The organism is Tepidimonas taiwanensis (assembly GCF_020162115.1).
Taxonomy (GTDB): Bacteria; Pseudomonadota; Gammaproteobacteria; order Burkholderiales; family Burkholderiaceae_C; genus Tepidimonas; species Tepidimonas taiwanensis.
The window spans coordinates 1512953-1534678 of record NZ_CP083911.1; the positions used below are offsets into that span (position 1 = coordinate 1512953).

Genomic DNA, 21726 nt, shown 5'->3' on the forward strand with positions numbered 1-21726 from the left:
TCTTTTCTGTCAAGCGCCGAGAGGCGAGTTGTGAAGCGAGCTGTCCCAAGGTTTGTTGGATCTGACCATGGCATTGAGCATGGTCAGCAGCTTGCGCATGCACGCCACCAGTGCCACCTTGGGCAACTTCCCCGCAGCGATGAGGTGCTCGTAGAAGGCCTTGATGACGGGGTTGGCGCGGCAGGCGGTGAGTGTGGCCATGTAGAGCACGCGGCGCACGTCGAAGCGCCCGCCCTGGATGCGTCGTCGCCCCTTGCTCGCGCCCGAGTCGTTGGCCATGGGGGCGATGCCCACGAGCGCGGCGATTTCGCGCCGATTGAGCCGCCCGAGCTCGGGCAGCTCGGCAATGAGCGTGGCGCTGGCCACCGGGCCGATGCCACGGGCCGACTGCAGCAGCGCATCGAGCTCGCCAAAGTGCTCGCGCACGTGGCCCACCATTTGGCCATCGATCTCGTCGAGCTGGGCCTTGATGACGGCAATGACGGCCTCGATGCTCGGGTGCAGCCCGCGGGGCGTGATCTGCAGGCGCTGGCGTTCGGCCAGCAGCATGGCCAGCAGCTGCCGACGGCGTGTGACCAGCGCGGCGAGCCACTGCTGCTGCGCATCGGGCAGCGGGCGCAGCAAGCGCGTGAGGTCCTCGCGGCGCAGCAGCACCGCCGCGTACTCGGCCAGCACACGCGCATCGATGGCGTCGGTCTTGGCCAGGCGGCCCATCGATTTGGCGAAGTCTCGCGCCTGACGCGGATTGACCACCGCCACCGGCAAGCCGGCCGCCTGCAGCGCGCAGGCCAGTTCCGTTTCATACCCGCCGGTGGCCTCCATCACCACCAGCGCCACGCCCAGCGGCTGCAACGCCGCCGTCAAGGCCGAGTGGCCCTCGGCCTGGTTGTCAAAGCGCTGGGCCTTGAACTGGGCACCCAGCACACAGACATCGACGTGCGCCTTGGCCACGTCGATGCCCACCACCACGCAGGAAGCAGACATGGTCTTCGTTTCCCTTGCTTGTGCATGCGCGCTCGGACAGGCCGGCGCGCGTAACCGTTCGGGCTTGAGGAAGACCAGCGCGGCGGCCGTGCGCTCTGTACTCAGACACGGGCTCGATCACCCCAGCGGATACCAAACTGCACGGGCCGGTCTGGCCGCCTCGTCGGCAGTCAAACTCTACCGCACTGGTCTGGTATGAAACATACAAGCGTGTAACTGATCGTGTGGCCCCCCCCGCTAGGAGGGGGCCGCTCCATCGGCAGCGGCAATGCCGCGCTGACCGGCGCGGCGGCCGCGGCCGTGTCAATCGCACCCGCGAGCCCCGCCACACACCACGCCCGCCGACGGCGTATGCGCGCCCTTCAGGAGCGGCGGATCCCCCACCCGGGCAGCTGCCAGTCGAACGCGACGGCGAGCAACCGCGTCCCCGTCGCGACGGCGACGCCGCCGGCGCTCGCCCACTCGCCCGCGACCCCGTGGGCCGCCAGCGCGAGAAACACCGCACCGCCCGCCACCGCGCACAGCGCGTACGGGCGGTGATCGCGGTAAATCTGCGGCACCTCGTTGCACAGCACGTCGCGCGCCACGCCGCCCACGACCGCCGTCGTCGTGCCCATCAGCACGCTCACCAGCGGCGACATACCCGCCGCGACCGCGATGCTGGCCCCCGAAATCGCAAACAAGCCGAGCCCGAGCGCATCCGCCACCGTCATCAGGCGCGCCCCCGTCTCCCGCAGCGCCACCTGCAGCCACCACGGTGCCGTCAGCACCATCGCCAGCACCAGCCACAGGTACGCCTCGTGCTCCACCCAGAACAGGGGCCGGCGGTCCAGCAGCACGTCGCGCACCGTCCCGCCGCCAAAGGCGCTGACGAACGCCACCGAAAACACCCCGACGATGTCCATGCGCTTGCGCATCGCCTCGATCAGGCCGGACATCGCAAACGCCACCGTTCCACCCACCTCGATGGCCATCCAAAGCGCCGAAAGCTTCATATCCCCTCACCCGAAGGCATAACTGTCCATCGCCAGGTGGCGGTACTGGACCTCGCGCGTGATCGGTGTCACCGCCGCGGCGTCCGTCCGCGGCCAGCGCGCCGCACCGAGCGCAAAAAAGAGTGGCAGCAGGTGCTCGTCGGTGGGATGCGCGCGCTCGGCGTGGGGGGCCCGTCGCCGGTAATCCAGCAGGGCCGCCAGATTCTGCGCCTGCAACGCGTCCCAGACCCACGCCGCAAAGGCCTCGACGTAGGGCGCCGCCGGATCGTCGATGGCCGGTCGTCCGCCGAAGAACGCGCCGAGGTTGTGCGTGAGGCTGCCAGAGCCGATCAGCAGCACACCCGAATCGCGCAGATCGGCCAGGGCAGCGCCGATCGCATACACCGCCGCCGGGTCGGCGTGAAGCGGCAAGGCGACCTGCACCACCGGCCAGCGCGCCTGGGGCAGCAGAAAGCGCAACGGCGACCACACCCCGTGGTCGCGCGGGCGCTGCGGGTCTTCCGCCGCCGCCACGCCCGCCGCGCGCAGCCGCGCGACGATCGCGTGCGCCAGCGCCGGATCGCCGGGGGCTGGGTACTGCAGGCGGTACAGCGCGGGCGGGAACCCGCCGAAGTCGTGCCACGTCGGCGGCTGCGGGTGGCTGCCGACCGCGGCCACGTCATCCATCCAGTGCGGCGACATGACCACCACGGCGCGCAGGTCCTCACGCGCCGCCAGCGTCCGCCCGTAGGCCTGCAACGCAGCCCCGGCCGCCCCCGACGCCAGCGCCATCATCGGGGAGCCGTGCGAGACGAACAACGCGGGCAATGGGGACACGGGGGGAACGACGGTCGGGGCGGTCGGCATCATCGTTTGCATCGTAGCAACGAAGGGGCCCCTTTTCGCTCAATCGCTTTGATGACACCGTTCGGCGACGCCGTCGTTGGCGGCCACCGAACCACAGGCGTCGGCAACGGCCGGCGCACCCGCTCGCCATCGGCGACAATCCGGCCATGGACCGTTACGCCGTGATCGGCCATCCCATCGGCCACAGCAAGTCCCCCCTGATCCACGCCCTGTTCGCCGCCGCCACGGGCCAGGCGCTCGAATACACCGCGATCGAGGCCCCGCTGGACGGCTTCGCGGCGACGGTGAACACATTTCGCGCCGCCGGGGGGCGCGGCGTCAACGTCACCGTGCCCTTCAAGCTGGAGGCCTGCGCCTACGCCACCGAGGTCAGCGAGCGTGCGCGCATCGCAGGCGCGGCCAATGCCCTGGCGTTCGACGGCACGCACTGCCGCGCGGACAATTTCGATGGCGTCGGCCTCGTGCGCGACATCGTGACCAACCTGCGGCATCCCATCGCCGGAAAACGGGTGCTGATGCTGGGGGCCGGCGGTGCAGCGCGCGGCGCGCTGCAGCCGTTACTGGCGGCCGGCCCGACCGAACTGTTCATCGCCAACCGCAGCGCCGCCAAAGCCGCGGAACTCGCCAACGCCTTCCACGCGCTGGGGCTTGGTGCGGGCGTCCTCGCCGGTGGCGGATGGGACGATCTGGCCGCGCGCGGCGCATACGACATCGTGATCAACGCCACGTCGGCCAGCCTGACGGCCGAGCCCCTTCCCCTGCCGCCCGGCGTGTTTGGCCACGACACCCTGGCCTACGACATGGTGTACGGCAAAGGCCTGACCCCTTTCCTGCGCCAGGCGCGTGACGCCGGTGCCGGTCGGCTCGCCGATGGTCTCGGCATGCTGGTCGAGCAGGCGGCCGAGACCTTCGCCTGGTGGCGTGGCGTGCGTCCCACCACCCTCCCCGTGATCGAGCGGCTGCGCGTGCCGCTCGCCTGATCGTTCCCTTGCATCATGAACCAGCTCGACGCCCTCAAGCAGCACACCACCGTCGTCGCCGACACCGGCGATTTCCTGCAGATCGCGCAGTACCAGCCGCGCGACGCGACGACCAACCCGTCGCTGATCCTGAAGTCCGTGCTCAAGCCCGCGTACGCGCCGCTGCTCGATGCCGTGCTCGTCCAACACCGGGGACGGCCGCTGGACGAGGTCGTGGACCGCCTGCTGGTGCGCTTCGGCACCGAGATCCTGCGTGTCGTGCCCGGGCGCGTGTCGACCGAGGTGGACGCGCGCCTGAGCTTCGACGCCGCCGCGACGATCGCCCGAGCGCGCCGCCTCATCGCCCTTTACGAGGCAGAGGGAGTCCCCCGCGAGCGGGTGCTCATCAAAATCGCCGCCACGTGGGAAGGCATCCGCGCCGCCGAGGCGCTGGAGCGTGAGGGCATCCACACCAACCTGACGCTGCTCTTTGCCTTCTGCCAAGCCGTGGCCTGTGCCGACGCGGGCGTACGGCTCATCTCACCCTTCGTCGGGCGCATCTACGACTGGCACAAGGCGCGCGCCGGCGCGCAGTGGGACGAGGCCGCGATGGCCGGCCCGAACGACCCGGGCGTGCAGTCGGTCACCCGCATCTGGCACCACTACAAGCGCTTTGGCATCCCCACCGAGGTCATGGGGGCGAGCTTTCGCAACGTGGGGCAAATCCGGGCGCTCGCGGGCTGCGATCTGCTCACCATCAGCCCGGAGTTGCTCGCGCAACTCGCGACCACCGAGGGCGACGTTCCGCGCCGCCTCGACCCGGCGGAGGCTGCCCGGGCCGAGCTGCCGGCGGTGCATTACCGCGCGGGCGAAGAGGCCGCGTTCCGCTTCGCCCTCAACGAGGACGCGATGGCCACCGAAAAACTCGCCGAAGGCATCCGGCTGTTCTGTGCGGATGCGCGGCGACTGGACGCCCTCATCGCGTCGCGTCACTAAACTCAGGAGGGACCGCTGCCGTGTCGACTGTCGTTGTCCACCATTTGGAACACTCGCGATCCCAGCGGGTGCTGTGGCTGCTGGAGGAGTTGGGTGTCCCTTATGAGCTGCGGCGCTACGCGCGAGACCCACGCACGCGATTGGCCCCGCCCGAGCTCAAGGCGGTGCACCCGCTGGGCAAATCCCCTGTCATCACCCACGGTGACATCACGGTCGCGGAGTCTGCCGCCATTCTGGAATACCTGGTGGAAACATTCCCGCCCCCACGAGACGGCGACCTGGCGGGCCTCCTACCACCGCCGGGCAGCGCCGCGCACCGGGCCAACCGCTTTTGGTTGCACTTCGCCGAGGGATCGCTGATGAACTGGCTCGTCATGAAGCTTGTGTTCGTCCAAATCCCCCGGCAGCGCATGCCCTTCTTTGCCCGTCCCGTGGCTCGTGCGATCAGCCAGCAGGTTCTGCAACGCTTGGTTGACCCCAACATCGACGCGGCGCTCGAGTTGCTGGAGCAGACCTTGAGCGACCGGCCGTGGTTGACGGGGGAGCACCTCGCATTGGCGGACTTTCAAATGAGCTTTGCCATCGAAGCCGCGGTGGCCCGGAGTGGATCGCAAACAGCCGACCGTTACCCCCATCTGTCGGCCTATCGGGCCCGATACCGGGCGCGGCCCGCCTACCAACGGGCGCTGGCCAAAGGCGGGCCCGAGATCATGAAAATTTGACGGCGATACAGTAAATTTTGGGGTTTTCACAAGCCCACCAACATGTACCGTACTGACGCGCTGCCGCCCATCCCCCCAAAACGCTACTTCACCATCGGCGAGGTGAGCGAGCTGTGCGGCGTCAAACCGCACGTGCTGCGCTATTGGGAGCAGGAGTTCACCCAACTGCGGCCGCTCAAGCGCCGCGGCAACCGGCGCTACTACCAGCACCACGAGGTGTTGATGATCCGGCGCATCCGCGAGCTGCTCTACGACCAGGGTTTCACGATCCACGGCGCGCGCAACCGGCTGGCCGAACTCGCGCAGCAGGAGCGCGCCCGCCCCATGGCACACCCCGCCACCCACCCCGCGGATCCGGTCGGCGAGCCCGACGACCGCCGTGTGGTGGACGCCATCGAAAACCTGGACAGCCCGCGCGGCATCGACCGCGCCGCGTTGTTGGCCGAGCTGCGCGCCATCCGGGCGCTGCTCGACATCCCTACCAGCCGCGAACACGCAGCCGAAATGCCCCTATAATGGAGGTCTTCGGCGTGTAGCGCAGCCTGGTAGCGCACTTGCATGGGGTGCAAGGGGTCGCGAGTTCGAATCCCGCCACGCCGACCAATAAAATCAAGGGCTTACGTGAGCGATCGCGTAAGCCCTTTTTCTTTTCCTTTTCTGACCGGCACGACCGGCTCGTCGAGCCACCGGCCGCAAGCGGGCGTAAACGGCTCGCGCACGGCCTGCAGCGTGACGTGGGTGATGTCGAAGCGATCGTGCAGCGCCTCCGTCGCCGATTGCAGGAAGGCGTCGTCCGGCGGGCCATCGGGCATCACGAGGTGGGCCGTCAGCACGACCTGTGACGTGCCCGTCGCCCAGATGTGCGGGTCGTGCACGCGCGCCACCCCGGGCAGGCTGCGCAAGCAGGCGTGCACCGCCTGCGGGTCGATGTGCGGCGGCACCCCGTCGAACAACAGGTGCACGGACTGCCGCAGCAGCCCCCACGTGCCGACGAGGATCACGACGGCGATGATGACGCTGACCACCGGGTCCAGCCAGATCCAGCCCAGCCACCAGGTCAGCAGGCCGGCGACGACGACCCCCGCCGACACCAGCGCGTCCGCGGCCATGTGCCAGAACGCGCCGCGGATGTTGAGGTCTTCCTGCTGCCCACGCAGGATCAGCAGCGCCGTCGCGGTATTGACGACGATGCCGATGCCCGCGACGACCATGATGGTCACGCCCTGCTCCGCGGGCATCGCCACGCCGCTCAGCAGGCGCTCCACCGCCTCCCACAGCAGTGCGCCGATGGCCACCAGCAGCAGCACGGCGTTGCCGAACGCCGCGAGGATAGTGGCGCGCCGCCAGCCGTAGGTGTGGCGCGCGTTGGGCGCCACCCGACCCGCCAGGGCCCCCGCCCACGCCAGCACCAGGCCGGCGACGTCGCTGAGGTTGTGGCCGGCATCCGCCAGCAGCGCAAGCGATCCGATCCGCCAACCGTAAAACGCCTCGATCAGCACGAAGCCGACGTTGAGCGCAATCCCGATCGCGAACGCCCGGTCGAACCCCGCCGGGGCGTCGTGGTGATGATGGTGCGCGTGCTCACCCATGACCGATCCGCCGCCAGCGTCGGTGCATCCCGGTCACGCCGCCGTCACGCGGCCGCGAACCACTGCTCGACCTTCTCGCGGCTGGGCACGCCGCCCGCGTGCACGACCTTGCCGTCGATCACCACGCCCGGCGTGCTCATGATGCCGTAGCGCATGATGTCCTGCAGGTTCTCGACCTTGCCTACGGTCACGGACACGCCCTTGGCCTGCGCCACCTGCTCGATCAGGGCGATCGTGTTGCGGCAATTGGCACAACCGGTGCCGAGTACCTTGATGTCCATCGTGTCTTACTCCTGTTCCAGTTCCAGATATGTGCGGTTGGCCAGTTGCGGCAGCCACACCTCCACGTGCTTGAGATGCCGAAACGGTGTCGCGTCGAACGTACGCACCGCCTCGCTCAAATCGACGCCCGCCTCCACCGCCTTGGCCATGTGCGCGCGCAGCGCCCGCAGCAACGCCCCCGTGTCGCGCTGCGCCTGGGCCAAGTCGGTCACACGCCCGTGCCCCGGCACGACGACACGCGGTTGCAGCGCCTCCAGCGCCTCGAACGACTGCAGCCACGTTTTGGTGCGGCTGATGGGGTGCAGCCCGAGGATACGGTCGACATAGACCACGTCCCCAGTGAAAACCACACCCGCGTCGGGCAGCCAAACCATACTGTCGCCCGGCGTGTGGCCGCCGCCGCGGTGGATGACCTGCACGCGCACGCCGCCCAAATCGAGCGTCGTGTCCGGATCGGTGAGCCAGCGCGTCGGCAGCACGGGTTCGGTGCCCGCAAGCTTGTCCTTGAGCACCGGGGCCAGGGCCTGCAGGTGCTGCGGCCCGCGCGCGATCATGTCGGCACGGGCGTTGGCGTGGGCGATGATCTCCGCGCCTTGCGCCGCAAAGTAGCCATTGCCCAGCCAGCGGTGGTCCTGCCCGCCGGTGTTGAAAACCCACTGGATCGGCTGCGGTGTCACGCGCCGCGCCGCCTCCGCGATCTGGCGCGCGCTCTGGAACGTGGCCCCCGAATCGATCAACAGCGCACCTGCCGGCGTGACGACGAGCCCGATGTTGGCGTTGAGCGCCTCGTTCTCGTAGGTGCGCCCCTCCAGATCGCCGATGTAGGCGTACACCCCCGGCGCGACGGGCTCGAACCGCACCGTCAGCGCCCACGCCTGCGCGGCCACCCACGCCAGCGCCGCCGCCACCAGCCACCGCACGGCCCGCGCGCGGCGCGCCGTCGAGATCATCCATCCGTCCATACCCACTCCGGTATCGTTGCGCCTCACAGCACCGCGTTGAAAACAAACCCCACCGCCAGAATACCGCTGGCCACCACGGCGACGAACGTGGCAATCAAGCGCATCTTGAGCACCTTGCGCAGGATCACCATCTCCGGCAGCGACAGCGCAATCACGCTCATCATGAACGCCAGCACCGTGCCCAGCGCCGCGCCCTTGGCCAGCAGCGCCTGCACGATGGGAATGACGCCCGCCGCGTTGGTGTACATCGGCACGCCGATCACCACCGCCAGCGGCACCGACCACCACGCGTCCTTGCCCATGATCGCGGCCATGAAGTCCTGCGGCACCCAGCCGTGGATACCGGCACCGATGGCGATCCCCGCCAGGATATAGGGCCACACTTTGCCGACGATTTCACGCACCGACGCCAGCCCGGCTTGGATGCGATCGGCCAGCGTCAGGCGCTGCGCCTCGTAGGCGGCCGACACTTTCGGGATGTCGCGCACCCAGTCCTCCAGGTGGGCTTCCATCTTCAGCCGCCCGATCACCCAACCGGCCACGATCGCCACCGTCAGCCCCAGCCCCAGGTACAGCGCCGCGATCTTCCAGCCAAAGAGGCCGAACAGCAGCGCCAGCGCCACTTCGTTGACCATGGGCGCGGCGATCAGGAACGAAAACGTCACCCCGAGCGGCACGCCCGCCTGCACGAAGCCGATGAACAGCGGCACCGCCGAGCACGAGCAAAACGGCGTGACGATGCCGAGCAGCGCGGCCAGCACGTTGGCCAGGCCTTGCGAACGCCCCGCCAACAGCGCCCGCGTGCGCTCCGGCGTGAAGTAGCTGTTGACCATGCCCATCACGAACACGACGCCGGTGAGCAGCAACAGCACCTTGGGCGTGTCGTAAAAGAAGAACTGCAGGGCGCTGCCCAGATGGCTGTCGCGCGCCACCGGCAGCGCAGCGACGAGCGCCTCGGACGCCGGGACGAGCGACTGGTACAGCCCCCACCAGGCAACGGCCGCCAGGAGAAGAAACCCGACGGGCTGCCGCCGGGGCCATTGGTTCAGGGTTTGGGGCAAAACGGACATGCTCGACCTTTGCTTATACTCCTCATGGTATACACAATCCGTGAACAATGCCATCCCTCGGGCCGGTCGAATCGCCCCCACCGCGGGCCTCCGCCGCGCGCCCCCACCGCGGGACCGCAGGAACGCCCGCGCGGGCTGCCCGGTGCTTTGTCGGCAGCGCCCGGGATGGCGCAACCGGGCGCGTCGACCGGGCGGGTCGGACTGTCGGTGGCTGTCGGTCGCGTCCGTGCGGTTCAGTGCCCGAGCCACTGCCGCAGGTAGTGCTCGGCCGGCTGCGGCCGACCGAACAGGTAGCCCTGCATGCGTGGACAACCCAGCGCGCGCAAGCGCTCGGCCTGGGCATCGGTTTCCACGCCCTCGGCCACCACCTGCAGGCCGAAGTCCCGCGCCAGCCCGAGGATCGCGCGGGTGATCGTGCTGTCGTTGGCGTCGTCCGGCAACCCGTCGACGAAGGCACGGTCGATCTTGATCTCGTGCAGCGGCAATTGTTTCAGGTACGTCATCGACGAGTAGCCGGTCCCAAAATCGTCGATCGAGAGCTTGACGCCGGTGCGATGCAACGCGTACAGGCGCGCGACCACCTGGTCGGCGTCGGTCAGCAGCATGCTCTCGGTGATCTCCAGGGTCAGTCGAGAGGCGAACACACCCTCTTCGCCGAGGATGCGCTGCAGCCGCGCAACGAAGTCGGCTTCCCGCAACTGGCGGGCACTGACGTTGACACTGATTTCGATCGGCAGCCCGGCGTCGTCCAGCCGGCGCAGCATCGCGCACGCGCGCTGCAGCATCCAATCGCCCATCGCGACGATGAGCCCCGTTTCCTCCGCCAGCGGGATGAAGGCACCGGGGTTGACCAGCCCCTTCGTTGGATGCCGCCAGCGCATCAGCGCCTCGGCCGCGACGGTGCGCCCCTGGGCGTCCACCTGCGGCTGCAGGTACAGCTCCAGCTCGCCGCGGGTCAGCGCATCGTGCAGATCGTTCTCGAGCTGCAAGCGCTCCGTGGCCGCCTGCTGCATCGCGGGATCGAAAAAGCACACGCGATCACGTCCCTGCTGTTTGGCCGCATACATCGCCGCGTCGGCCGAACTCAGCAACTCATCCGCACTGCGATTACCGTCCGGAAACAGCGCGATGCCGACACTGGCCGTTATGTGATACGACACCCCGCCGATGTCGAACGGCGCATGCAGCGCCTGCCGCAGCGATTCGCCCACCTCGTGCGCGTGCTTGCCGGCCACGGGCAGCGCCGGCGGCAGTTCGGTGACGATGGCCACGAACTCGTCCCCGCCCAGCCGCGCGAGCGTGTCCGCCGCGCGCAGGCGACTGCCCAGCCGCGCCGCCACCTGCTGCAACAGCTGGTCACCGACGGCATGCCCGCGCGAATCGTTGACGTTCTTGAAACGGTCTAGATCGATGAAGATCAGCGCGCCGCGTTCACCCACGCGCCGCGCCAGCGCCTCGGCCTGGTGCAGGCGGTCCTGCAACAACCGCCGGTTTGGTAGCCCGGTCAGCACATCATAGAACGCCAAGTACTGTATCTGCGCCTGCGCGGCCTTGCGATCGGAGACGTCGGCCAGCGTCCCGGTGACGCGCCGCGGCGAGCCGTCCGCCAGGCGCTCCGTCACCCGACCGCGCGAGCCCAGCCAACGCCAGCCACCACGGCCGTCGGCAACGCGAAACTCGGCTTCGTAGGTTGGCACCTCGCCCGCGAGGTGGGCGCTGAAGCGCCGCTGCGCCGCCATGCGGTCCTCCGGGTGCATCCGCTCCACCCATTCACCGCGCGAAATTGCCGTGCGGGACGCGTCCACGTTCAGCAGCTCGCGCGCCCGTTTATCCAGCAGCATGCTGTCGTCGGTCAGCTGCAGGTCCCACAGGCCAAAGCCCGATGCCTCCAGCGCCAGCGCGAGCCGCGTGCGATTGTCTTCCAGCGACGTGCGCAGGCGGTAGGCCTCCGACACATCGTGAAACACCATCACCACCCCCACCAGCGCGCCACTGGCGTCGCGAATCGGCGCGGCACTGTCCGAAATGTGGCGGCGTGTCCCATCGCGCGCGATCAGCTCGGTGTGGTTGGCCAGCCCGACGATGTGCCCCGTTTCGAGCACACGCGCGATCGGCAGGTCCACCGGCTGCCCGGTGAGCGCGTTGGCGATGCGCATGATCTCGCTGACTGGACGCCCCAACGCCTCCGCCTCCGTCCAGCCGGTGAGCGCCTGCGCGATCGGGTTCAGGTAGGTCACCCGCATCGCCGCGTCGGTGGCCACCAACCCATCCCCGATCGACTGCAGAATCGCGCTGACGCGGCTCTCGCTGACGACGAGTTGATCGACGGTGCGCCCGATGCGCGCTGCCATGTCGTCGAACACCCGTCCGAGCTGCCCGATCTCGTCGCAGCCCAGATCGTCACCGCCGGCGCGCCGGGAAAAATCGCCCCGCGCCAACCCTTGCGCCGCCTGCTCGAGCCGCGCCAGCCGCGCACCGACGTGCCGCCCCCAGCCAAGCAGCAGCCACACCGCCACCCCGACGCCGATGCCCAGCACAGCAAGGGCACTGGCGACGAGGTAGCCGGCCGCGTCGGCCAGCGCCGCGGCGTTGAGGCGCACCCGCACCTCGCCGAAATACAGGCTCCCTTGCGTGAGCGGAATGCGCAACTCGCTGCTCCAAGGCAATGGCGGCGACGCCGGGGCAGCCACTTCTTGCCACACCCGGCCGTCGTGGCCCAGCACGACCACGCGGTCGATCGACTCGCCGCGCACCAGTTCGCGCACGACTTCCGCCACCGTGGCCTGGTCGCGCTCGATCATCGGGGTCAGCAGTGCTGCCTCGACGATGGGCCGCAGCAGCCGCTCCTGTGCCGCCAGCAGGCGTTGCGCCCCCAAAGACAGCGCCCACCAGCCCAGCCCCAGCGCGAGCAGCACCACGACACCGGCGATGACCGCGGTGAGCCACCCGATCTGCACCCGGAACGGCCACGCGTCGATGCGCCGCATCAGCGCCGTTCGCCATTTGCCCGGCCACCAGCCGGCCCTTGCGTGGGAAGATTTCATGACAGGCGGTAGTACTCGAGCACGAACGGGTCGAGGTCGCGCAACTCCTCCTCACGCACCGGCAGCAGCCCACCGTGACCCAGCGAACGCACGAACGCCCGTCCGGGCGGGGTCGCAGCGAACGTGACCAGCGCCTGTGAGAGCGCCGCCGCGCGCGAGCGCCAGCGGGGCGCGGCGTGGTACACCACCGCCGACAGCCCCTTGGGCAGCGGCACGAGCACGCGCACCCGGCTGGCGAGCGACGGGTCCACCTGCGCGAGCGTGGTCACCGACACGATGGCCGCGGCCGCGTCGCCGACCAGCACCCGGTGCAGCGAGTTGGCGTGCGAGCCGCTGACGACGAGGGTGTAGTCCACGTCGACCAGCAGCCCCCGCTCGCGCAGGCCCCGCGTGCCCAGCACGGTCAGCGCCGCCAACCGGTCCGTCACCGCGATGGCGCGCCCGCGCAGCTGCGCCACGTCCGCGACCGCGCTGTCTTCGGCCACCACCAGCAGCGGCTCCAGCGGCACCTGGGTGCGCGCCACCGGCACGTGCCCGAGCTCCCGCTGCGCCAGGCGCGCGATGAACAGCGAGTCGGCGACGACGTCGTAGGCCCCGTCGCGCAGGCGCTGGACGTGCGCGCGGTAGTCGCGCGCGCTGGCCAGCTCCACGCGCATGTCCAGCGCGGCCTGCAACACCGGTTGCAGCGGGGCGTACAGCGTCACCAGCCGCTGCGCCGGCAGGTACGGCACGATGCCGAGGGTCGCGACCCGCTCCTGCGCCCGGCCGCGGCCCGCGCCCAGCAGCCCCGCGCCCGCCACCAGCATCGCGAGCGCCTGGCGCCGCGTCCGCTGCGGCCAATCGGGTTGTCTGTGGTCCACGCCCGTTCCCCTCTCTGCTGGGTTCGATCCCCCGGCTGCCGTCGGGGCCGCCGCGTCACGCCCCCGCGACCGTCATGCGGTCGATCAGCACGGAGCCGACGTATTTGGCCCCGAGATTGTAGACATCCGCCCCGATCGCCACAATCCCGCGGAACATGTCCTTGAGGTTGCCGGCGATGGTGATCTCCTGCACCGGATAGGCGATGACGCCGTCCTCGACCCAGAAACCGGCCGCGCCGCGCGAGTAGTCGCCGGTGACCGGGTTGACGCCCTGCCCCATCAGCTCGGTGACGAACAAACCGCGCCCGAGCTTGCGCAGCATCGCCGGCAGGTCATCACCGGGCTGCGTGAGGCGGCTCTTCATGCGCAGGTTGTGCGACCCGCCGGCGTTGCCGGTCGTGCGCAGCCCCAGCTTGCGCGCCGAATACGTGCTCAGGAAATAGCCCTTCACGCAGCCCGCGCCGACCACCGGGCGGGCGCGCGTGCGCACGCCCTCGTCGTCGAAGGGGGCGCTGCCCTTGGCGCCAATGAGGTGGGGGTCTTCGTCGATGTCGATGTGCGGCGCAAACACCTGCCGCCCAAGGCTGTCGGGCAAAAACGTGGTGCGCCGGTACAGCGCGCCGCCACTGACCGCCTGCACGAACGCACCGAGCAACCCGGCCGCCAGCGGCGCTTCGAACAGCACCGGACACTCGGTGGTGGCAATCTTGCGGGGCTTCAGGCGCGCCAGCGCCCGCTCGGCGGCGTAGCGGCCCACCGCCTCGGGGCTGGCCAGCTCCGCGGGGTTGCGCATCGACGTGTACCAGTAGTCGCGCTGCATCCCGTCGCCCTTGCCGGCGATGGGCGACACCGACAGGCTGTGGCGCGAACTCGCATAGCCGCCCGCAAAAATACCCTGCCGCCCACGCTCGCCGCCGCGCATGTGCTCGGCCCAGAAGTGCGACTGCTGCGCCGACACCGACGCGCCCTCGCTGTTGGTGATGCGCGGGCTGACCGCGAACGCCGCGGCCTCGCAGCGCAGCGCAAGCTCCACGGCCTGCTCCGCCGTGATCGGCCACGGGTGAAACAGCTCGAGGTCGGGGTAGTCGTTGGCGATGTCGATCTCGTCCGGCAGGCCGGCAGCCGGGTCCTCGGCGGTGTAGCGCGCGATGTCATAGGCGGCCTGTACGGTGCGCCGGATCGCCTCCGGCGAAAAATCCGAGGTCGACGCGTTGCCACGCCGCTGTCCCAGATAGACGGTGACGCCGAGCGACTTGTCGCGGTTGCGCTCGACGTTCTCCAACGCCCCCCGTCGCACCGAGACGCTCAGGCCACTGCCCTCCGAGACCTCGACCGCTGCGTCGGCCACGCCGAGCTGGCGCGCGTGCGTGAGGGCCAGATCGGCCAACGACTGGAACTGGGTCTGCGTGAACTGAAAGCCCGCGGCGGCGGGGTCGCCGGTGCGGGAGCGCGCGGGCGCGGAGCGGGTGGTGCGTTTCATGTCGCTGGCTATGATAGCGGCCATGCCACGCAAGCCACCGAAAGGGTACTTCGTCCGCGGTCACTTCGTCGCCTACGGCAGCGAGGAGGACGCCGAACTCAAGCGCGCCGCCAAGTGGGACGCGGAGTTCAGCAAGACCGACCTGAAAAAGCGCAGCGCCCACCTGCAGGCGGTGGGCGAGCAGCTCCTGACCCTCAAGGCCGCGTTGCTGCAGCGCCTGGCGCTGCCGGACGTGCTGCTGGAAGCGGTGGCCGAGGCCAAGCGCATCGATGACTTCGAGGGCCGGCGGCGCCAGCTGCAATACATCGGCAAGCTGATGCGGCGGCTCGACGAGGCCCAGGTCGCGGCGATCGAGGCGGCCGTGGCCGAGCAGCACCAGGGGAGCGCCGCCGAGACGCAGCGGCTGCACGAGGCCGAGCGCTGGCGCGAGCGACTCATCGCCGACGACGCGGCGCTCGACGACTGGCGTGCCATCGACCCCCAGGCCGACTGGCAGCGGCTGCGCGCCCTGATCCGCCAGGCGCGCAAGGATGCGGCCAGCGCCGCCGCGGCGCCGACCGCGGAAACGGGAAACCATGCGGGCCAGACACCCCAGCACGGCCGGGCGTACCGTGAGCTGTTTCAACTCGTGCGCGCCGCGCTTGACGCGCACGCCCCGGCGACCTGACCCGACCCAATTCCCCACGACGCAGACCCCACCCCGATGAGCACCCACGACCCCGTCACGATCGGCATCGTCTCCATCAGCGACCGCGCCAGCACCGGCGTGTACGAGGACAAAGGCCTGCCCGCGCTGCGCGAGTGGCTCTCCCGCGCGCTGAAAAACCCAATCACCTTCGTCGAACGGCTGATCCCGGACGAGCGCGAGCGCATCAGCCAGACGCTGATCGAGCTCACCGACCAGGCCGGCTGCTCACTGGTGCTGACCACCGGTGGCACTGGCCCCGCCCCGCGCGACGTCACGCCCGAGGCAACGCTCGCCGTTGCGGACAAGGAAATGCCGGGCTTTGGCGAGCAGATGCGGCAGATCAGCCTGCACTTCGTGCCCACTGCCATCCTGTCACGGCAGGTCGCGGTCATCCGCGGCAAGAGCCTGATCATCAACCTGCCGGGGCAGCCCAAATCGATCGCGGAGACACTCGAGGGCGTGCGCGACGCCGACGGCAAGCCGGTGGTGCACGGGATTTTCGCGGCGGTGCCCTACTGCATCGACCTCATCGGCGGGCCGTATCTGGAGACGGATCCGGCGGTGTGCGCGGCCTTTCGGCCGAAGTCGGCGATCCGCCCGCCACGCGACTGAACCGCCAGGCAGCGGCGGTGCGTGTTTCGGTCGGGCTCTGGTCAACGATCCAGCCGACGTGCGACCGACACCCGACGGCCCGCGGCGCACACGGCGTGCCGCTCACTTGCCGATGAGCTGGTTGAGCCGCTCGGCCTCGAAGTGCTCGGTCTTGGCCGCGTCGCTCGGCAGGCAGGCGCCGCGCTGCGCGCAGGCGAGCTTCTCGATCGCCTGCCACAGCAGCGCGATCTGGTGCTCGTGCGCCGCGGCGTTGTCGATCAGCCCGCGCATCGCCTGGCTCAGCGGGTCGTCGTTCTGCGTCACGCCGTAGGCGGAGAAGCCCATCTTCGCCGCGGCGGCCTCGCGTTTTTCGTCGGCGTCGGCGACGATGATGCGCGCCGGGTTGCCCACCGCGGTCGCGCCGGCCGGCACCGGTTTGGTGACGACGGCGTTGCTGCCGATCTTGGCGCCATCGCCCACCGTGAACCCGCCCAGCACCTTGGCCCCGGCGCCGACGATCACGTCGCGCCCCAGGGTCGGGTGGCGCTTGGTGCCTTTGTACAGCGACGTGCCCCCCAGCGTCACGCCGTGGTAGATCGTGCAGCCGTCGCCGACCTCGGCCGTCTCGCCGATCACGACCCCCATCCCGTGGTCGATGAACACCCGCTCGCCGATGCGCGCGCCGGGGTGGATTTCGATGCCCGTGAGCCAGCGGTTCCAGTGCGAAATCCACCGCGCCAGCCAGCGCCATCCTCGCCGCCACAACGCGTGCGCCACCCGGTGCAGCCAGATCGCGTGCAGCCCCGGATAACACGTGAGCACCTCCCAGCGCGAGCGCGCCGCGGGGTCACGCTCCAGGATGGCGTCGATATCGGCTTTGAGGCGTTGCAGCATGTCGAAAAGCGGCTCGGGCGGGCAGACCCCACCAGACCGGGGCCCACGCGCAGCGACGAAGAGGATGGAGTCTAGCGCCTGCCACCGCGGGCGGCCTCGATCATCGCGCGCGCCACCCCGCGCAGGATGTGGATTTCGGCCATCGTCGGGGCCGCACGCAAGAACAACTGTCGCAACCGCGGCATCAGCTTTTTCGGCGCTGCGGGGTCGAGAAAGCCCACGGCGATGAGGGCCTCCTCCCAGTGGGCGAGCATCGCCGACACGGTGGGCGCGTCCGCCGGTGCATCGGCGGCAGACGGCGCACGGCGGCGGATCCTTCCATTGCAGCCCGCTCCATCACGGACCTCACCTGTGCAGACCTCGCCATCGCGACGCTCGCCCGTGCGACCGCCCATCTCGAACCCGCCCAGTGCCTGCCGCCACTCGTAGGCGATCAGCTGCACCGCCGCCGCCAGGTTCAGCGACCCGTATGCCGGTGCCGTCGGGATACGCAGACAGACGTGGCAGCGGTACACATCGGCGTTGGCCATGCCATAGCGCTCCGGCCCGAACAGGAAGGCCACCCCGCCCACGGCACCGGCACGCGCCCGCGGCGCCAGCGCCGCCAAGTGCTCGCGCGGCGCCGCGGTGGGCGGGCCGAAGTCGCGCGGCGTCATCGCCGTCGCGCACACATAGCCCATGCCGTCGAGCGCCTCGTCCAGCGTCGCCACCACGCGGGCGCGTGCCAGCACGTCGGTGGCGCCGCTGGCCCGGTCCACCGCCTCGGGGCACTGCAGCACATCGGGCCAACGCGGCCGCACCAGCACCAGATCGTCGAACCCCATGACCTTGAGCGCGCGCGCCACCGCACCCACGTTGCCGGCATGGCTGGGCTCGATCAGCACGAAGCGTGTCGGGACGGCGGACTCCACGGTTTGGTCGGTTTGGTGAAATAGAGGGCGACCGGTACAATCTCGCTATTGTCGCTGCCATCGCGCAGCCCCCGCTTGCTCTTGCCCACAATCCATGACCGCCCACCTCCACCCCATGCTCAACGTGGCCATCAAGGCCGCGCGCGCCGCCGGCGCCCTCATCAACCGCGCCTCGCTCGACCTCGATGCGCTGCGCGTCGGCGCCAAGCAGACCAACGACTTCGTCACCGAGGTCGACCACGCGGCGGAGGCGGCGATCATCGACACGCTGCTGGGCGCCTACCCGGATCACGGCATCTGGGCGGAAGAGTCCGGCCGCCGCGACGGCAAGGGCAAAGGGCGGTCGTACACGTGGATCATCGACCCGCTCGATGGCACGACCAACTTCATCCACGGCTTTCCGGTCTACTGTGTCAGCATCGCGCTGATGGTGGACGGCAAGCTCGACCAGGCGGTCATCTACGACCCCACGCGCAACGACCTCTTCACCGCGAGCAAGGGGCGCGGCGCTTATCTCAACGACCGGCGCATCCGCGTGGCCAAGCGCACCCGGCTGGCGGACTGCCTGCTCAGCACCGGCTTTCCGTTCCGCCCCGGTGACGCGTTCCAGACCTATCTGCGCATGTTCGGCGAGGTCATGCCGCGCGTGGCGGGCCTCCGCCGCCCGGGCTCGGCGGCGCTCGATCTGGCGTATGTCGCTGCGGGCTTCAGCGACGGCTTCTTCGAAATGGGCCTGAGCCCCTGGGACGTCGCGGCCGGCGCGCTGCTGGTCACGGAAGCGGGCGGCCTGATCGGCAACTTCACCGGCGAGGCCGATTTCCTCGAACAGAAAGAATGCCTCGCCGCCAACCCGCGCATCTACGGCCAGCTCGTCGGGCTGCTCGGCAAGTACAGCAAGTTCGCCCCGGCGAGCGAGAAGACCACGCGTGACGGCGCGGCGGGCGATGGTTCAGCCGGTCAAGGCGCGGAAGACCATGGCACAGTGACCGATCCGTCCCCTGCGGCAGCCGACGCGGCCCGCGGCACGCAGCGCCCCTCGGGCACCGCCGGGCTGGCCGACGCGCCGTGGTGAGCGGGTCGCGCTGACGATGGCGACGACGCCCCCTGCGGACGCCCTCGCACCCAGCGGTACGCCGCCGGCCCCGCTGGAGGCCCACACGCCGATGATGCAGCAGTATCTGCGCATCAAGGCGGAATACCCCCACACGCTGGTGTTTTACCGCATGGGGGATTTTTACGAGCTGTTCTACGACGACGCGCACAAGGCGGCGCGGCTGCTCGACATCACGCTGACCACGCGCGGGCAGTCGGCCGGCGCGCCGGTGGTGATGGCGGGCGTGCCGGTGCACTCGGTGGAGACCTACCTGGCGCGCCTGATCCGCCTGGGCGAGTCGGTGGCGATCTGCGAGCAGGTGGGCGACGTCGCCACCGCCAAGGGGCCGGTGGAACGGCAGGTCGTGCGCATCGTCACGCCCGGCACGCTCACCGATGGCGAGCTGCTCGCCGACAAGGCCGACGCGGTGCTGCTCGCGCTGCACGTGGGGGCGCGGCGGCGCTGCGGGCTGGCGTGGCTGGCGGTCACGGAAGGCACGGTGCACCTGGCCGAGTGCGACTGGGCGGCGCTGCGCGGCTGGCTGCAGCGTATCGGCCCCAGCGAAGTCCTGCACGGCGGCGATCTGGCCCCGGTGGCGGAGGCCGAGCTGCGCGGCTGGCTGGAACAGGTCGCCGCGCCGGTGCGCCCGGCGCTGACCGTGCGGCCCGCCTGGGCCTTCGACGCCACGCTGGGCCAGCGCAAGCTGTGCGATCAATTGCAGGCGGCGACGCTGGCGGGCTGGGGCGCGCAGGATCTGCCGGAGGCGCACGCGGCGGCCTCCGCCCTGCTGGACTATGCCGAGCACACACAGGGGCAGCGCCTGGGCCACGTGCGCGCGCTGCGGGTGGTGCGCCCGCAGGAGTGGATCGAGCTGCCCGCGACCACGCGCCGCAACCTGGAGCTGACGCAGACGTTGCGCGGCGAACCCGCCCCGACGCTGCTGTCGCTGCTGGACACCTGCGCGACGGGCATGGGCAGCCGGCTGCTGCGGCGCTGGCTGCTGGAGCCGCCGCGCGACCGCGCCATTGCGCGCGAGCGGCTGGCCGCCATCGGCGTGTTGCGCGAGCACGGCCCGGAGGCGCTGCGGCGCATGCTGCGCGGCGTGAGCGACGTGGAGCGGCTCGCCGCCCGCATCGCGCTGCGGCAGGCGCGCCCGCGCGAACTGGCCGGCCTGGTGCAGACGCTACAGCGCGCACACACGTTGGCCGAGGCGGTCGCGGCCCTGCCGCCCGCGCCGGCGCCGGACGGCCTGCTGGGGCGACTCGCCACCGATCTGCGCCCGCCCACCGCGGTCGCCGAGCTGTTGTCGCGCGCGCTGCTGCCCGAACCGGCGGCCCTGATCCGCGACGGCGGCGTGATCGCCCCCGGATACGACGCGGAGCTCGACGAGCTGCGCGCGATCCAGGCCAACGCCGACGCGTTTCTGCTGGAACTGGAAGCGCGCGAACGCGCCCGCACGGGCATCGCCAACCTGCGCGTGCAGTACAACAAGGTGCACGGGTTCTACATCGAGGTCACGCAGGGCCAGCTCGACAAGGTGCCGGACGACTACCGCCGCCGCCAGACGCTGAAAAACGCCGAGCGCTTCATCACGCCCGAGCTGAAGGCCTTCGAGGACAAGGCGCTCAGCGCCCAGGAACGCGCGCTGGCACGCGAAAAGTGGCTCTACGAGCGACTGCTCGACGAACTGCAACCGCACGTGCCGGCGCTCGCCACACTGGCCAAGGCGCTGGCGACGCTGGACGTGCTGGCCGCACTGGCGGAGCGGTCGCTGACGCTGCAGTGGAACGCGCCCACGTTCGTGCCGGAGCCGCGCATCGAAATCCGCCAAGGCCGCCATCCCGTGGTCGAAGCCCGGCTGCAGGAAACGGGCGCGGGCCCCTTCATCCCCAACGACACGGTGCTCGACGCGCGCACGCGCATGCAGATCATCACCGGCCCCAACATGGGCGGCAAGTCCACCTACATGCGGCAGGTGGCGCTGATCGTGCTGCTGGCCAGCATCGGCAGCTACGTCCCCGCGCAAAGCTGCCGCCTCGGGCCGATCGACGCCATCCACACCCGCATCGGCGCGGCGGACGATCTGGCCAACGCGCAATCGACCTTCATGCTGGAGATGACCGAGGCGGCGCAGATCCTGCACCAGGCCACGGAGCACTCGCTCGTGCTGATGGACGAAATCGGGCGCGGCACCTCCACCTTCGACGGGCTGGCGCTCGCCGGGGCGATCGCGACGCACCTGCACGACAAGGTGCGCGCCTTCACGCTGTTTGCCACGCACTACTTCGAGCTGACGCAATTCCCCGCCCAGCACCCGGGTGCGGTCAACGTGCACGTGAGCGCCGTCGAGGGCAAGGGGCGCTACATCGTCTTTCTGCACCAGATCGAGCCGGGGCCGGCGAGCCGCAGCTACGGCGTGCAGGTCGCGCGCCTGGCGGGGGTGCCGGCGGCGGTCGTCCACCAGGCGCGCCACACGCTGGCACAGCTCGAGGCCGAATCGCTGCGCGCCCAGCAGCAGATCGACCTGTTTGCCGCCGCGCCGGAGCCCGAGCCGACGGCGGCGGACAAACACCCTGTGCTGCAACGGCTCGCCGAGCTGGACCCGGACGCGATGAGCCCGCGCGAGGCGCTGGAGGCGCTGTACCGGCTGCGCGGGTTGCTGGGGCCGGGTTGAAGTGCGGGGGCGCCACACCGGCTCCCGCAGGCGGCCCCCCTTGGCCGATCGGGGCCACCGGGGCCGATCGGCCGGCGCGACGTTTC

At 70.1% G+C, this 21726-nt stretch carries 20 protein-coding genes and 1 tRNA gene; 9 read left to right on the plus strand and 12 right to left on the minus strand.

Annotation, left to right across the window (positions count from 1 at the left end; genetic code table 11):
• Positions 1–9: 9 nt before the first annotated feature.
• The 3 genes from LCC91_RS06970 to LCC91_RS06980 all read right to left on the minus strand — a co-directional run bounded on the left by LCC91_RS06970 (position 10) and on the right by LCC91_RS06980 (position 2828).
• Positions 10–984, minus strand: a complete 975-nt coding sequence (locus LCC91_RS06970; RefSeq protein WP_224440878.1) for an IS110 family transposase — start codon at positions 982–984, stop codon at positions 10–12.
• Positions 985–1346: 362 nt separating this feature from the next.
• On the minus strand, positions 1347–1979 hold the full coding sequence (locus LCC91_RS06975; protein ID WP_058616170.1) for a trimeric intracellular cation channel family protein: 633 nt from the start codon (positions 1977–1979) through the stop codon (positions 1347–1349).
• 6 nt (positions 1980–1985) lie between these two features.
• Positions 1986–2828, minus strand: a complete 843-nt coding sequence (locus LCC91_RS06980; RefSeq protein ID WP_058616169.1) for a DODA-type extradiol aromatic ring-opening family dioxygenase — start codon at positions 2826–2828, stop codon at positions 1986–1988.
• A gap of 143 nt (positions 2829–2971) precedes the next feature.
• Here LCC91_RS06980 and aroE point away from each other — a divergent pair, with 143 nt between their 5' ends.
• From aroE to LCC91_RS07005, 5 genes are all read left to right on the plus strand, one after another.
• On the plus strand, positions 2972–3805 hold the full coding sequence (gene aroE / locus LCC91_RS06985; RefSeq protein ID WP_143897416.1) for a shikimate dehydrogenase: 834 nt from the start codon (positions 2972–2974) through the stop codon (positions 3803–3805).
• 15 nt (positions 3806–3820) lie between these two features.
• Positions 3821–4780 carry a transaldolase gene (tal, locus tag LCC91_RS06990; protein WP_058616167.1) on the plus strand — a complete coding sequence of 320 codons (960 nt, stop codon included), beginning with the start codon at positions 3821–3823 and terminating at the stop codon, positions 4778–4780.
• A gap of 20 nt (positions 4781–4800) precedes the next feature.
• A complete protein-coding gene (locus LCC91_RS06995; protein WP_043700601.1) occupies positions 4801–5502 on the plus strand; it encodes a glutathione S-transferase family protein in 702 nt (233 codons plus the stop codon).
• Between the two features lie 42 nt (positions 5503–5544).
• Complete coding sequence (locus tag LCC91_RS07000; protein ID WP_052231532.1) at positions 5545–6018, plus strand: MerR family transcriptional regulator; 474 nt, start codon at positions 5545–5547, stop codon at positions 6016–6018.
• A gap of 10 nt (positions 6019–6028) precedes the next feature.
• A tRNA-Pro gene (locus tag LCC91_RS07005) sits at positions 6029–6105 on the plus strand.
• A gap of 14 nt (positions 6106–6119) precedes the next feature.
• Here LCC91_RS07005 and LCC91_RS07010 read toward each other — a convergent pair.
• From LCC91_RS07010 to pmbA, 7 genes are all read right to left on the minus strand, one after another.
• Complete coding sequence (locus LCC91_RS07010; RefSeq protein ID WP_143897417.1) at positions 6120–7091, minus strand: cation diffusion facilitator family transporter; 972 nt, start codon at positions 7089–7091, stop codon at positions 6120–6122.
• Between the two features lie 44 nt (positions 7092–7135).
• Entirely contained in the window at positions 7136–7372 is a 237-nt protein-coding gene (locus LCC91_RS07015; RefSeq protein ID WP_143897418.1) for a thioredoxin family protein, read from the minus strand.
• 6 nt (positions 7373–7378) lie between these two features.
• A complete protein-coding gene (locus LCC91_RS07020) occupies positions 7379–8335 on the minus strand; it encodes an MBL fold metallo-hydrolase (RefSeq protein ID WP_224440879.1) in 957 nt (318 codons plus the stop codon).
• Between the two features lie 23 nt (positions 8336–8358).
• Positions 8359–9405: a permease gene (locus LCC91_RS07025; RefSeq protein ID WP_143897419.1), complete on the minus strand. Its 1047-nt coding sequence runs from the start codon at positions 9403–9405 to the stop codon at positions 8359–8361.
• A gap of 233 nt (positions 9406–9638) precedes the next feature.
• A complete protein-coding gene (locus tag LCC91_RS07030) occupies positions 9639–12449 on the minus strand; it encodes a bifunctional diguanylate cyclase/phosphodiesterase (protein ID WP_143897420.1) in 2811 nt (936 codons plus the stop codon).
• Complete coding sequence (locus LCC91_RS07035) at positions 12446–13309, minus strand: PhnD/SsuA/transferrin family substrate-binding protein (protein ID WP_143897421.1); 864 nt, start codon at positions 13307–13309, stop codon at positions 12446–12448. Before LCC91_RS07035 ends, LCC91_RS07030 begins: the two co-directional genes overlap by 4 nt.
• Before the next feature lie 55 nt (positions 13310–13364).
• The gene (gene pmbA, locus LCC91_RS07040) at positions 13365–14789 is read right to left on the minus strand and encodes a metalloprotease PmbA (RefSeq protein WP_143897422.1); all 1425 of its coding nucleotides are present in this window, start codon (positions 14787–14789) and stop codon (positions 13365–13367) included.
• Between the two features lie 22 nt (positions 14790–14811).
• Between pmbA and yjgA the strand changes: the two genes are divergently transcribed.
• Both yjgA and mog read left to right on the plus strand, forming a co-directional pair.
• Entirely contained in the window at positions 14812–15456 is a 645-nt protein-coding gene (gene yjgA / locus LCC91_RS07045) for a ribosome biogenesis factor YjgA (protein ID WP_058616163.1), read from the plus strand.
• Positions 15457–15492: 36 nt separating this feature from the next.
• Positions 15493–16089, plus strand: a complete 597-nt coding sequence (gene mog, locus LCC91_RS07050; protein WP_058616162.1) for a molybdopterin adenylyltransferase — start codon at positions 15493–15495, stop codon at positions 16087–16089.
• A gap of 102 nt (positions 16090–16191) precedes the next feature.
• Here the strand turns inward: mog and cysE are convergent, their stop codons facing one another.
• Positions 16192–16962: a serine O-acetyltransferase gene (gene cysE / locus LCC91_RS07055; protein WP_058616161.1), complete on the minus strand. Its 771-nt coding sequence runs from the start codon at positions 16960–16962 to the stop codon at positions 16192–16194.
• A gap of 71 nt (positions 16963–17033) precedes the next feature.
• Positions 17034–17873, minus strand: coding sequence for an RNA methyltransferase (locus LCC91_RS07060; RefSeq protein WP_143897423.1), 840 nt, complete (start codon positions 17871–17873; stop codon positions 17034–17036).
• Between the two features lie 94 nt (positions 17874–17967).
• On the opposite strand from LCC91_RS07060, the gene LCC91_RS07065 reads away from it, so the two are divergent.
• The gene (locus LCC91_RS07065) at positions 17968–18945 is read left to right on the plus strand and encodes an inositol monophosphatase family protein (RefSeq protein ID WP_043700590.1); all 978 of its coding nucleotides are present in this window, start codon (positions 17968–17970) and stop codon (positions 18943–18945) included.
• Between the two features lie 16 nt (positions 18946–18961).
• Positions 18962–21640: a DNA mismatch repair protein MutS gene (gene mutS / locus LCC91_RS07070; RefSeq protein WP_052231530.1), complete on the plus strand. Its 2679-nt coding sequence runs from the start codon at positions 18962–18964 to the stop codon at positions 21638–21640.
• Positions 21641–21726 lie beyond the last annotated feature (86 nt).